The 14,087-nt window shown below is 51.3% G+C and carries 10 protein-coding genes; 6 read left to right on the plus strand and 4 right to left on the minus strand.

Going from position 1 to position 14,087, the window contains the following annotated elements; translation table 11 throughout:
- Positions 1–35: 35 nt before the first annotated feature.
- Both BLP55_RS11250 and BLP55_RS11255 read left to right on the plus strand, forming a co-directional pair.
- The gene (locus BLP55_RS11250) at positions 36–1,832 is read left to right on the plus strand and encodes a T9SS-dependent choice-of-anchor J family protein (RefSeq protein WP_091143875.1); all 1,797 of its coding nucleotides are present in this window, start codon (positions 36–38) and stop codon (positions 1,830–1,832) included.
- A 48-nt stretch (positions 1,833–1,880) separates the two neighbouring features.
- Entirely contained in the window at positions 1,881–2,597 is a 717-nt protein-coding gene (locus BLP55_RS11255) for a T9SS type A sorting domain-containing protein (RefSeq protein ID WP_170826852.1), read from the plus strand.
- Positions 2,598–2,665: 68 nt separating this feature from the next.
- On the opposite strand, the gene BLP55_RS11260 is transcribed toward BLP55_RS11255, so the two are convergent.
- Entirely contained in the window at positions 2,666–3,766 is a 1,101-nt protein-coding gene (locus tag BLP55_RS11260; RefSeq protein ID WP_091143883.1) for a hypothetical protein, read from the minus strand.
- Positions 3,767–3,903: 137 nt separating this feature from the next.
- Between BLP55_RS11260 and BLP55_RS11265 the strand changes: the two genes are divergently transcribed.
- The 4 genes from BLP55_RS11265 (at position 3,904) to BLP55_RS11280 (ending at position 11,764) form a co-directional block, all read left to right on the plus strand.
- A complete protein-coding gene (locus tag BLP55_RS11265; RefSeq protein ID WP_091143887.1) occupies positions 3,904–7,311 on the plus strand; it encodes a hypothetical protein in 3,408 nt (1,135 codons plus the stop codon).
- A 100-nt stretch (positions 7,312–7,411) separates the two neighbouring features.
- The gene (locus BLP55_RS11270; protein ID WP_091143891.1) at positions 7,412–7,711 is read left to right on the plus strand and encodes a hypothetical protein; all 300 of its coding nucleotides are present in this window, start codon (positions 7,412–7,414) and stop codon (positions 7,709–7,711) included.
- Between the two features lie 101 nt (positions 7,712–7,812).
- Positions 7,813–8,436, plus strand: coding sequence for a hypothetical protein (locus tag BLP55_RS11275; RefSeq protein WP_091143894.1), 624 nt, complete (start codon positions 7,813–7,815; stop codon positions 8,434–8,436).
- 589 nt (positions 8,437–9,025) lie between these two features.
- A complete protein-coding gene (locus BLP55_RS11280; protein WP_091143897.1) occupies positions 9,026–11,764 on the plus strand; it encodes a choice-of-anchor I family protein in 2,739 nt (912 codons plus the stop codon).
- Between the two features lie 62 nt (positions 11,765–11,826).
- Here the strand turns inward: BLP55_RS11280 and BLP55_RS11285 are convergent, their stop codons facing one another.
- The 3 genes from BLP55_RS11285 to BLP55_RS11295 form a co-directional block, all read right to left on the minus strand.
- On the minus strand, positions 11,827–12,327 hold the full coding sequence (locus tag BLP55_RS11285) for a transposase (RefSeq protein WP_091143900.1): 501 nt from the start codon (positions 12,325–12,327) through the stop codon (positions 11,827–11,829).
- Positions 12,328–12,334: 7 nt separating this feature from the next.
- On the minus strand, positions 12,335–12,805 hold the full coding sequence (locus BLP55_RS11290; protein ID WP_091143903.1) for a MarR family winged helix-turn-helix transcriptional regulator: 471 nt from the start codon (positions 12,803–12,805) through the stop codon (positions 12,335–12,337).
- A 200-nt stretch (positions 12,806–13,005) separates the two neighbouring features.
- A partial coding sequence (locus BLP55_RS11295; protein ID WP_139149654.1) for a T9SS type A sorting domain-containing protein occupies positions 13,006–14,087 on the minus strand: 1,082 nt, incomplete at its 5' end.

Below are 14,087 nucleotides of genomic sequence, written 5' to 3' on the forward strand. Positions count from 1 at the left end.
AAAACAATCTATTCAACTATTAACAACAACATTCTATGAGAAAAATTACGCTAATCGTTGCATTGCTCCTTGGGGCCGTGCAAGCAGAAGCACAAGTTCTCGTTACTGAGAACTTCGACACCGCGTTGACCTGGACTGTCAACCACGTGTCGGGATCGTCTGCCAATCCTGGGTGGACGCGTGTGACCAACGGAACCAACCCGAATTGCACACCCACGCAGGGCACCGGGATGGCCAAGTTTGACGCCTACAACATTCCTGCAGGCAACAACTACCACATCCAGTCGAATGCGGTGAATTTTACCGGTGCCAACTACCGTGTAAAATTCAGCATGTACCGTGACGGGGGCTACCCTGACAACACCGACCGTATTCGCGTGTACTACAACACCACGACCAACCCTGGTGGAACTTTGCTTGGGACCGTGAACCGCTCTACCGCGCTTGCGCCAGCTGTTCCGGCCAACGGATGGTACAATTACTCGTTCAACCTGCCTGCGAATTTGACCGCTACAGGTTACATTTCGTTCATGGCTACGTCGAACTACGGCAACAGCATTTACATCGACAACGTCATGATCAGCCAGATTGCCGAGGACGATGCCGAGCTCAGCAATTTGTCGATCGACGTGATCGCTGCACAGGGCAACCTCCCAATCGCCGGTGCATTCAAGAACATGGGGTTGAACACACTTTCGTCGGTTGATTTGAACTGGCAAGTGGGCGGCGGCGAAATCCACACGCAAACCTTGACCGACTTGAATCTTGCCCCGAACGCTTCGTACAACTTCACGCACCAGGACGCCTGGGCATCGGTGCCGGGACAATACACCATCTCGGTTTGGGTAAGCAACCCGAACGGCAACACCGACAGCGACGATACGAACAACTACCTCAACCGTACGGTTTCTATCGCCAGCGGTTCGGCCACGAGATTCCCATTGTATGAGAAGTTCTCGAGCTCGACTTGCCCGCCATGCGCGCAGTTCAACGGGTCGTACTTTAACCCATTCTCTGAAGTTCAGCATGACAATTTCGCGCTCATCAACTACCAAGTGAACTGGCCTGGTACGGGCGACCCCTACTATACGGCCGAAGTGGGTAGCCGCGTGAGCTATTATGGCGTCAATGCTGCGCCTACTTTGTTTGTCGATTCGCAGGACGGCACCAACTTCAGCACGCAACAATTGAACAACGACCTCACCAATGCGGCGGCAAGACCGGCTTTCTTTGGATTGACCGCAGGACACACCATCACCGGAAACAACATCTCGGTAGACGTAAGTGTTATGCCTTATTTGACCGGAACATACACCGTACATGCGGTGGTTGTCGAGAAAGAAACTTACGACAACGCGGCATCAAACGGTGAGACTGAATTCCACAACGTGATGATGAAAATGTTGCCAAACCCATCGGGAACCGTCGTGGATTTCGTACTGGATGTGCCACATAACTTTGAACTCAATGCCGCATTGACCGGATTGAACATCGAAGAAATGGGTGATTTGGCGGTGGTTGTGTTCATCCAAAACAACGAAACCAAGGCAATCATGCAGGCAGCTTATTCAGACGACCTGCTCGCTGCTACCCAATTCGAGTCGGTTGCGACGATCAAGATGCTTCCGAACCCAACCACGGGTATCGTACGCGTAAGCAGCACCAAGCCGGTTGATGTAATCATCTCTGACGTGACCGGAAAAGTAGTGTTGTCGCAAAACGCGGTGACCAACAACACGCCAATCGATTTGTCGGCATTCCAGACCGGCATCTACATGGCCAAAATGATCAGCGGCAACGCACAACAAACACAAAAAATTATCTTGAAATAAACCTACCCGGGCAACCAAAAGTTGCCCGGTTTTTAAATGAAAATGACCATGAAAAAAGTATTATTTATCCTCGGACTGTTGGTTTGCACCGCTACCCAAGCGCAAATCACAGTAACCAAAACAGACGGGACGCCGATTGCCAACAACCAGGTGTTTACCTTTACTTCGACCGAGTATGACGACGCCTACCTGGGCTTTCTGGTGCACAACAACACGGCGGCCAGCATCGACGTGCGCATCTTGGTAGAAAGCGTGACCAACCCAACCGGCGGCATGGAATTGTGCCTTGGCAATGTTTGTTTGTCGAACGTAGTGCAAGGAAATGCCTATCCGAGTTCGGCTGTGACCATCGCCCCGGGTGGAACCAACTCTGAATTTGACCACTTTTGGAACACACATGCCAACAATGGCGGTGTTTCTGACTACAAATTCACGTTTTACATCGAGGATGAGTTTGGCGGATCGGCTGCCGAAATCGTATCGATGATTTACCGTTACGACCCTAACGCGCTGGCTACCGACGTTTTCTCGTCTTCGGCGCAAACCGCCGTGCTCAAATCGGGCCTGGTGAGCAATGTATTGGAAGTGAAAGCGACCAAGAACACCTTGCTCGAGATTTTCGACGTCAACGGCAAATCGTTGCGCAAGGAGCAACTTTCTTCGGGCGAGCACATAGTTGACGTTTCCGATTTTGCTTCGGGCGTATACATCGCGCGTTTCAACGCCGACAACCAATCGGCTACAACCAAATTCATTAAGAAGTAAATATTTTTTACCTTCTATAAAAAAAGCCCCGTCAATGACGGGGCTTTTTTGTTTATACTATATTCGAATCAAGGACAATCGGTTACCGAATTGATCCATTCGGCCACGAGCGCTACGGCTTCGTCATGGAGAATCGTACGTCCCAAGTAAGGCATCATCAAATTGACTTCGTCGGTGGTCAATCGGTAATACACCATCGAACGGTCGATATCACCTGGTGTTACCAACCTGCCCGCAAATCCCGGAACATAGTGGGTGTGCGACACGCAAACGCCCATATTGGTTCGATTTTCGGTTTGGCTGAACGGGAAACGCATCGCGTAGTTTTCGGCATGGCCGCCGTCTTGGTGACAGTGCGCGCAGTTGGCGTCGAAATACGATCGGGCACGCAATTCCAAAGGCTTGCTGGTGTCGTTGAAATCGACGGTAGAAACGATATTCTCGGGCAACGTGTCCTCAAGGTAGCCAAAATCAATCAGCTTTTGCAGCTGGTTTTGCGTTCCAGACGTATAGGCGTAATTCCAATTCAGGTTCTGCGGTTTGATACCTATCGGCACATTCACTTCATTGATGTTATGACACGTAAAACATTCCGCTGCCGACGGAATATGGTAATTGGCCGACTTGGTCACGTCGTTGGCGTCGATCCAGGTCAAGGGCACGTTGTTACCGCCCGGGCTCAGCGTCGCTTCGGTTTGTGCATCGTTCCAAACATACTCGGCAAAAATCCAACCCGATTCCTTGCGGATCATTACGCGGGTCTCGATGATCTTGGTGGTGTTCGACGGCTGGACGCGGTTGTAATAAAACGTCTTGATCAAGGCGGCGCCTACAGGCAGCTCGAGCACCTTGCCATCGGCATCATAGGTGGCTTTGGTGTTTTTGGGCAACCAAATGAAACGTTTTTTTTCGGCATAATCGGTAAACAACTGGCTGGCCGGTTGGTACGGAATCACACCGTAAGCCGGTTTTTGTTCTTTCATGTCGCCATCGAAGAATTTGTACTCCGACAGGTTGGTATACGGCACCTGGGTCAAATCCATGACGACGGGCGAAGTCACCACCGCCGGAGGTATCGGCACATATTGTTCGTCATCGTCAGAGCAGGAGACCAAAAAAGCAAAGGCCAAACCTAGCGTCAGCAGACGCAAAGGATTATTGTATTTCATATTATTTTTGTTGAGTTGGATTACAAAAATAGCAATTAAAACATACGATGGCCTTTCGCATCCAATTTTAACGTCTTCCCCCTTCTTTAAACGTTGTCAGAATACACTACATTTGGTGTCTCGGCGTTATTACGGTTATGTTGCAAAAACTACTTTTCGGGCTGGTTTTCTTTTCTTTTTCGGTGCTCAGTGCGCAGGAAATCGATACGCCGTACAAAACCCAAAAAATGGTCGCCGTGCGCGATACAATGCGGATCGATTCGGTGAGCATCCATTCGGCGTTTTTTAAATTGCTCGACGCCAACGGAAATGCTATCGACACTTCTTTTTACAAGGTCGACTTTCCCAAAGGCACGCTCGTTTTCGCGCCGGACTACCCGTTTACGGCCGATACCTTGACCGTACGCTACCTCAAGTTTCCCGACTACCTCACCAAGACCTACAGCATTTACGACGACAGCCGTGTGGTCGAATCGGGCAAATCGCTGTACCGCATTTCAAATGACCCGGTCAAAAGATTCACGCCATTCGAAGGGCTCGACACCTCGGGCAGCATCACGCGCGGCGTGACCATTGGCAACAACCAGAACGCCGTGGTGAATTCGAACCTCGATTTGCAGATTACGGGTAAAATATCGGACAATGTGAGTTTGCGCGCGTCTATACAAGACAGCAACATCCCGTTGCAGGACGGCGGTTATTCGCAAAAACTTGACGAATTCGACCAGATTTTTATCGAATTGTTCAGCGACAAATGGAGCATCCGCGCAGGCGACCTGTTTCTCGAAAACCGCAAGTCGCGCTTCTTGAACTTCAACAAAAAAGTACAGGGACTGGCCACGAGCTTCAACTTTGGGCAGGAAGGCAACCGCACCAATGTGTTTGCGTCGGCGGCGCTCGTCCGCGGCCAATACGCCAAAAGCAGCTTCATCGGGCAGGAAGGCAACCAAGGGCCGTACAAATTGCGCGGATCCAACGGCGAATTGTTCATCCTGGTCATTTCGGGTTCCGAACGTGTGTACGTGAACGGCATCCTGCTCAAACGCGGCGAAAACAACGATTACATCATCGATTACAACGCGGGCGAGATCATCTTTACGTCGCTGTTCCCGATTACATCGGAAATGCGTATCAATGTCGAATACCAATTCTCCGACCGCAACTACACGCGGTTCGTGACCTACTTTGGCGCCACGCACGAGCGCAAGGATTGGAACATCGGCACCTACATTTATTCTGAGAACGACGTCAAAAACCAGCCGTTGCAACAAAACCTTTCGCCCGAACAGGCCACAATTTTGCAAAACGCGGGCGACAACCAAGCGCTGATGACCGCACCGTCGGCGTATCTCGACAGTTATTCCGAAAACAAAACCTTGTACCGAAAAGTAACGCTCGGCGGCATTGAAGTGTTCGAATACTCGAACAACCCTACCGATGTACTGTACAATGTTCGCTTTACGTTGGTGGGCAACAACCAGGGCAATTATGTCCTTTCGAACGCATCGGCGGTGGGGCGCATTTTTGAATTCGTGCCGCCCGTAGACGGTGTGCCGCAGGGCAATTACGAACCGATCACGCGACTCGTGCCGCCGACCAAAATCCAGATCGCGACGGTGATGGGGCAATACAAACCGTCCGAAAAAACCCATGTCGACTTTGAAATGGGCATTTCGAACAACGATTTGAACCTTTTCTCGCCCATTGACGATGCCGACAACCAAGGCCTGGCGGGCAAAATCAACGGCAAGCAACGGCTTTTTACGGGAAAATGGCAGGTAGATGCTTTTGCGAACTACCAATTTGTACAAAAGGAATTCCGCACCATCGAGCGTTTGTTCAACATCGAGTTCGACCGTGATTGGAACCTGACCTCGACGTTCGTCGGCGACCAAAGCTTCCTCGCGTCGGGCGTGCATTTCAAGCTGCCCGAAAAAGGCGAACTCACCTACCAATACGAAAACCTCGATTTTAACCAGCAGTTTTCGGGCAACCGACATCTGATCAACGGATTGTTCAAATTCGACCGTTGGAACCTACAACAAGCCGGCAGTTTCATGAAAAGCGACGCGACGGCCTCGCAGTCTAAGTTTGTGCGCAACCAAACCCAGGCACGCTACCATTTTGGGAAGAACTGGGTGGGCGGATCGGTTAGGCTCGAAGACAACCAGGAAAAGATCAAGGCCACCGACGCGTTTTCGGCCATCAGCCAACGGTTTTTCGAATACGGCGCATTTGTGGGCCGTGGCGACTCGACCAAGGTGTATGTTGAGTTGGGTTATTTGAACCGCGTCAACGACAGTTTGCAGAACGGGCTGCTGCAACGCGTGAACCGATCGAACTCGTATTACGCCAAATCGCGTTTGCTACAAACCGAAAAATCAGACCTCACGGTGTTTGTCAACTACCGCAACCTTGTATTTACCGATCCGTTGCGCGAAGACGAACCATCGCTGAACTCGCGCATTTTGTACAACGACCGCTTTTTCGATCAGCTGATCCAAACCACGACGGCTTACGAAAATTCTTCGGGTACCATCGCGCAGCAGGAATTCACCTATCTTGAAGTCGAGGCCGGCCAGGGCGTGTACATGTGGAACGACTACAACGCCAACGGCGTTCAGGAATTGCAGGAATTCGAGGTGGCACCGTTTCCCGACCAGGCCAAATACATCCGTGTGTTTTTGCCCAACCAGATTTTCCTGAAAACACACCAGAACAAATTTTCGGAATCGCTGACGCTCAACCCGCAGCAGTGGCAAAACAAGACCGGCTTTCGTAAATTCCTGTCGTATTTTTACAACCAGACTTCTTATTTGATCGATCGAAAGATTCGACGCGACGGCGGCAATTTCGACTTGAATCCGTTTGGGTCTTCGACCGACGACGACCTGCTCGGGCTCAATACCGCGATCAGGAACAGCTTGTTTTACAACCGCGGCAAGCAGGACCATTCGGTGACCTATACCTATTTGGACAGCCGCGCCAAAACGCTGCTTTCGACCGGATCGCAGGAAAGCGAAAACAGCTCGCACCAGTTGCAGTATGCCCATTTGTACCAAAAGAGTTGGCTGTTCGGGCTGCTCGCGCAAACTTCGAATACCAGGACTTCGGTAGAAAATTTCGAGTCGCGCAATTATTTGATCGATGCCTACCAGCTCTCGCCCAAGATTTCGTACTTGTTTTCGCAAAACGCAAGCTGGGACCTTTTTGCCGAGTTCAAGGACAAAAAAAATACGATGGGCGACCGCGAACTGCTCAAACAAACCCGCGTGGGAACCTCGTTCTCGTATGCGAGCCAAAAAAAGCTGACCATGAACGGCGAATTCTCGCTGTATGAAAACAAGTTTACCGGAAACGCGCTCTCGCCGGCGGCATTCCAAATGCTCGAAGGACTGCAACCGGGACAAAACATGACTTGGCGCTTGCTCGTTCAAAAAAACCTGACGCAATACCTCGATGTAAACGTGAATTACCAGGGCCGAAAAAGCGAAACCAGTGTCACAGTGCATACTGGTAGCGTCCAGTTGCGGGCCTATTTTTAATCATGGAACATTTGTAGGAAATTATACAACATCTCACCCGCAAACCCCGTTAATTTTGAAAAAAGCCTTGTGCTGAAGTATTCACTTAAAAAGTACTGCTATGAAAAAGTTATTGTTATTGGGTTTTGCGCTGATGCTCTCGGCCGGATTGTATGCGCAAGACAGCAAAGCCGAGAAGGCACGCCAAGATGCCAAGAAAACAGCCGGAAAGGTAGCCACAGAAACTGAAAAGGCCGCCGAAAAAACAGGTGACGCCCTCACGCGTACCGCCAACAAAGTAGACGACAAAGCGCGCGAGGTGCACAAGAAAAAAGTGGCCAAAAGCAAAGACGTACGCCAAGACCTCAACAGAACGGCCACCAAGGTCGAAGACAAAGCCACCAAGGCAGCCGATAAATAACAGAAGCGACTTGAAGTCGCTTTTTTAACATCTTCGCGCGCCGTGTGCCGTCGGACCAACGGATTAATCAACTATATTTGGGTTTTGATAATCCGAACCACATGAACGCGAAATCACTTTTAGGCCTTCTGTCGATAGCATTGGTGCTGGGCGCCTGCAAGAAAGATCTTGAGCCGCAAACGGCATCCGAAACACCAACAACCGCAGCGCCCGATGCAGCTGCATCGAACGATCCCGTAGCGCAAATGACGCCAACAGCCGCCCCGACGATGACGGCCACGCCAGGCGCCACCACGGTACAACCGACTGCTGTGGCACCCGGAATGAACCCGGCGCACGGGCAACCGGGACACCGTTGCGATATTGCTGTAGGTGCACCACTGAATTCTGCCGCCAAGATGACGAGCCAGCCCGCGATGACCATCAATCCGAACCAAGCTTCAGGCAACCAATCGTTTAAAATTACGCCAACAGCGGCCCCGACCGGCGGGACGCCAAAATTGTTGCAACCACCCGCCGCTTCGGCACAACCCGTGGTCACGGCACCAGGGATGAACCCGCCGCACGGGCAACCGGGCCACCGTTGCGATATCGCCGTAGGTGCGCCACTGAATTCTGCCGCAGCCGCGCCAAAAATTGAAACGGCCAAGACCGAGACCAAAGCCGCGCCGATGGAAATCACCGTCAGCGATCCGGCCAAAGGCGAAGAGAAGAAAGCCGAATAAACCTTTTTATTTTTCGAAACACGAGCCCCGGGCGCCATTTCTTGGATAGAAGTGGCGCCCGTTGTTTTTGTCAATTGGATGTTGTTCCGCACAGAGGGTTCACTAAACCGTCACATTCGTCAGCAATTCTAGAAAAAGATCGAATAGAATTTACTTTCACCCTATTCTTGTGATAAAATTTTTGTGATGATTTTTTTATCACGGCAATTTTATCACACTTTTGTTGCAAAAATCTTGTTGTAAAATATTTGCAACAGAAATTTTACAACAACCTTTCAAAATGCGCCTTTTAAAACACTCCCATCAAGTATTCTTGCGTCTTTGAACGCTGGGTTGCGTTGGCGATTACTTCAATGAACTGCCCTTAGCAGCGCCTATTTCCGGTTCCTGCATCGTTGGATTTCTTTTGTCGACCAAGCCCGCGAACTAAATTAATGCAAACCAAACATTGGGTTAACGCGCGTCGGATTCGGAAACGTCTTGATAATCTTGTTGTGCGTTTTTGGTAATCCAACCATAAAACAACGGTAATATCCCGCAGTAAAGTTGTGGCTAATTTGCAAGCTACTAACACCAATTTTACAACACCATGAAATTAAAAATTACTCTTGGTTTATGGTTGGGATTATCAGGCGTTTGCCATGCCCAACTTGCCACGCCCGGCGATCTTGCATTTGTCGGATTCAACGCCGACGGCAACGATGATTTGGCTTTTGTGACCTTCAAGGACATCACGCCCGACACCAACATCTATTTTTGCGATTCGGAATGGAACGGCACCGCGTTCGGTACCGACGAAGGCGACTTCACATGGAACTCGGGCGACCAAATCATCCCGGCCGGAACCGTTGTGATGCTGAACAACGTCAGCACGGGGATGATCCCTTCGGTGGGAAGCATCGTCCTCAACAACGCGGGTGGCTTATCGAACGACGACGAGGCCATGTTTGCATTCCTGGGCACGGCGCCACGCGTTCCGACGACCATGCTCGCGGCCATCGCCAACAACGCCACGGCTTTCGGATCGCTCGACGGCACAGGGCTCACGGCTGGTACCACAGCCATCGTGCTGCCGCAGGGCACCGACATTGGCAACTACAACGGGCCGCGCACCGGTTTGACGCACGCCGCCTACCTCGCTCAACTGAACGACGCCGCACAATGGCAGGTCGAGAACGCATCGGGTAACGACGCGACCAACGGCATCACGCCCGATTTGCCTTTCAACGGAACGCCATTCGCGATTGCACTGCCTACATTGGCCTTTGCCGCAGAGCACACTTTTGTAAACGAAAATGCGGGCACCATTTCGGCGAGCATTGCGTTGTCCAGTCCTTCGATGGGCGAAGTGACGGTTGAACTTTCGGTTTTGGAAGGCATCGGGAACGCACTCGCGGGAACCGATTTTACCTTCACGCCGCAAACCGTCACTTTTCCAGCGCTTTCGACCGAACCGATTGCGGTAGACATCGTCTTGACCGACAACGATTCGGGCAACATCGATAAATTTTTTGTGCTGTCGCTTACCGATGCCAACGGGGCCACCATCGCCGGTGCGACCCAAACGGTCTATGTACTCGACGACGAAAACCACGCGCCTACGGCCACCAACGCGCTCGACATCAACTTTTTGACGAGCTACTTGGTCGACGGCGAGGGCACGGCCGAAATCGTCGACTTCGATCCGGTTTCGAAAAGATTGTTCGTGCTCAACTCGACCGCAACCAAGGTGCACATCCTCGATTTCTCGAATCCGCTAGCCATTACGCCCGTGCAAACCATCGACATGGCGGCCTATGGCATCGGGGCAACCAGCGTCGCCTTTAAGAACGGCATCGTCGCCGCCACGGTCGAAAGCGCCGATTTCGCCAATGGAAAAGTCGTGCTGATGGACATCGACGGCGGCAACATCAGCGTGGTCGAAGCAGGCGTCTTGCCCGATATGGTGACTTTTACGCCCGACGGGACCAAGGTGCTGACGGCCAACGAAGGACAACCCAATTCAGACTATACCATCGATCCCGAGGGCAGCGTGTCGATCATCGACGTCAGCGGCGGCTTGGGCAACATCCATCAATCGAATGTGACTACGGTAAACTTCAACGCTTTCGACAGTCAAATCGACAACCTGAGGGCGCAGGGCATCCGCATTTTTGGGCCGAACGCCACGGTTTCGAAGGACTTTGAACCCGAATACATCACCCTGTCCGAAGATGGCCAAACGGCGTGGGTGACGCTGCAGGAGAACAACGCGATTGCACGTATCGATCTTGCCACACAAACCGTGACCGATGTATTTCCTTTGGGAACGAAAGACTTTAGCCTGGCGCAAAATTCGGTCGATTTTTCAGACCAAACCCCTGAAATCCTGATGTCGACATGGCCGGTAAAAGGACTTTACATGCCCGATGCCATGGCCAATTATACCGCAAACGGCGTGACCTACCTGGTGACGGCCAACGAGGGCGACGCGCGCGAATACGATGCGCTCGAAGAGGAAACCAAGGTAGGAAGCGGTGGCTATGTGCTTGACCCTGTTGTGTTCCCGAACGCGGCTTTGCTCAAAAAGAACTTCAACTTGGGCAGGTTGGCGGTAACCAGCCAAAGCGGCGATACCGACGGCGATGGCGATTTTGATGAAATCCACGCTTTTGGAAGCCGTTCGTTCAGTATCTGGAACGCGCAAACCGGCGCGTTGGTATTTGATTCGGGCGACGACTTCGAGCGCATCACGGCAACCGATCCAGTATATGGCGCCTTGTTCAACGCGAGCAACGACAACAGCGGATTCAAGAACAGAAGCGACAACAAGGGCCCTGAACCCGAAGGCATCACCGTGGCCGCAATCAATGGTGCTACCTATGCTTTTATCACGTTGGAACGTATCGGCGGCTTAATGGTGTATGACATCACCGATCCTGCCAACGCGCGGTTCGTGGCTTACAAGAACAACCGTACGCCGGGTACCACACAAGGGGATTTGGGTCCCGAGGGCATCATTTACATCAGCCCGGAGCACAGCCCAACGCAGAAGGGCCTGATTGTGATGGCCAACGAGGTCAGTGCCACCATCAGTGCTTATCAAATCGAAAACGACGTCTTGGGCGTGCGCGAGATGGTTGCAGGTACCAATTTGCTCGTGTATCCGAACCCGGTCAAGAACGGCAAGTTGTTTTTGAGCAAGCCCGCCAACGCCAAGTGGTTTGACCTTTCGGGCCGTTTGGTGGGTCAAAAAGACAACGCCTCGGTTTTAGACGTATCGCATTTGGCCAAAGGTATTTACATCCTTCAAGCAAACGCGGAAAGTTTTAAGATTGTGGTCGAATAGTCGATGTCGCTATAAACAAAAAGGCCTGTCCAAAAGACAGGCCTTTTTTTATAAGAAAACCGCTAAGGTCTTGTATGGAACAATTTGACACACAAAGGTACAAAGCCAATCGAAATGGCGAGATACAGCAAAACCCTGACGTAGTTGAGTTTTTGCCAAAGCGCCGTTCGCGAAATCAAATCCTCGCCAAAATTATTGGTTTGCGCCATGCGTTGGAAATCGATGATGTTGGGCGCAAAATAACCCAACGTCCAGGCGCGTACTGCGATATGTAAGACAAACAAACCCAACAATCCGTTTCTTACTGGTTCGATCTTCCAGCAAAAAAAGATCGCCAAGAGAAAGGCCAATTCGTGAAGGGAATGGAATACGATCCAAAAAAGCTTCAAACTGACGCCATTACCGTCATTCAACAACCTGAGATTCTCCTGCGGCGAAGCAACCCATTTTGGTACAAAAACCAGGGTTTCGAAAATCTGCGCGCCGTTCATTAAAAAATAAAGGAGTGTTGTGGTGCAAAGCCAGATCTCGGCTTTTGTAAAATAGTGGGTAGCAGTTTCCATTTCTTGTTTATTGCCGGTTGTTCAATTCGTTGGTGGTTTGACCCATAATTGTGGTCGCTTCTTCAAAGTAACGCTGTATGATTTGCATCTCCTTTCTGGAAAACGTCGCAACCAACGCGCTGGTCCTTTCTTGGAGTGTATCAAAGAGCGGCGCCAAAAGCTTCATGCAATTGTCTTTATTGGGAACGATGTAAATTTTTCTTCTGTCGTCTTTAGAGAACTGTCGCTCTAAGAGCGCCTTGTTTTCAAGCCGATCGATCAGTCCGGTTACCGCGCCTGTTGTCAGACCTGTCAATCGCGAAATATCTCCAGCCGTTAGGGCCTCGTGTTGTAGAATCAATCCAAGGTATTTGTGGTCTGTCCCTGACAAGCCGGCTTTGCGGGCAATGGCTTCGTGCATCAATATCGATGCATCGGAATAATTTCGACTAACTACTTGAAAATTTTCAAATATTTCGTCTTTTTCTATTTTCTTCATTTACTAACTATCTTAGCTACAAAGATAATCATTTAATGAGGCAAAACTCATTTCCATGAAAAAATTTTAAATAAAATATTGAAAATTAGTTTATAGAAATCGCCAATTCCAAATCTTCTACAATCCGGGCACAATTAAAAAGGGACGGCATTGCCGTCCCTTTCATTCAAAACATAAACAAAATTGAAATGAAATTCAACTTATCGTTTTACCATCCTGAGCGTCTTGACATTTTGTCCGTTGGTAACAATCACGTTGTATACGCCTGATGGATACTGGCTTCCGAAACGCACTGCGCTTTCTGAACCAACTTGTCCCTCTTCGACCAATCTCCCCAACATATCGTATACTTTCACCGACATGGCGCTTTGGGTTGATCCTGTCGACTCGATTGCAAAATCTTGTACGAACGGGTTTGGATAGGCCGAAATACGAGCAACTGCTTCAAGCGAACTGTCCTCGGTTACAACCTGAGGCTTCGCTGCAGCGCCCGGTGCCATGATCTCGCAAGCATCGCCGAACGGAGAGCAGGTACCGGCCGTCATCACCGCCACGCGTACGTTGTAGGTCGCGCCTGCGGTGTACAGCGATACCGGGATCATGTTGAAGTTAAAGAAGTTCGTAGAACGGTCGAGCGTCGCGCTGGCCAGGTCCGAAGCGCGTACCACCTGGAAGCGGTACTGCGTCGCGCCGGAGACGCTGGTCGAGGCGATTGGCGTGTGCTTGGCCGCCACCGTGCCGCCGCAGTTCACCAATGTTGGTGCCGCAGGCGAAGACAATTCGCAAGCCGCGCCGTAACCGCCAAAGGTACCGGTGGTCTTAACGGCCACCTCGATGCGGTACTCCGTACCGTAGTTGTAGCGCGCGAGCATCTGCAGGCTGAACCAGTTCTGCGTACGGTCGATCGTCTGCACCGCGTTAGGGCCCGTAGGGTTCGTCAAATCGCTGATGCGGAAACGGTAGCCCGTGACGCCCTGGAGGCTCGTAGTGGCGATCAAGGTGTTGATGCTGGCCAGGGTGATGCCGCACTGCGACGGGTTCACCGAACCTGCGCCGCCGTCCACGAGGATCGCAGGGGTAGACACCAAGCATGACGCGCCCCAGCTCGCCTGCCAGATTCCGGCACGCTGCAACTGGATCTCTACCGTATACGTGGTCGCATAGGCATGCGACGGGAATTGCGGGATCGTGAAGTGCGGAACGTTCTTCTCGATCGTCTGCACCTCGCTGCCGTTGGTGATGCGGATGCGGTAGCCCGTGATCTGGTGGCCGCCCACGGTCT

The sequence above is a fragment of the Flavobacterium caeni genome, from assembly GCF_900101895.1.
In the GTDB taxonomy this organism is placed as follows: domain Bacteria; phylum Bacteroidota; class Bacteroidia; order Flavobacteriales; family Flavobacteriaceae; genus Flavobacterium; species Flavobacterium caeni.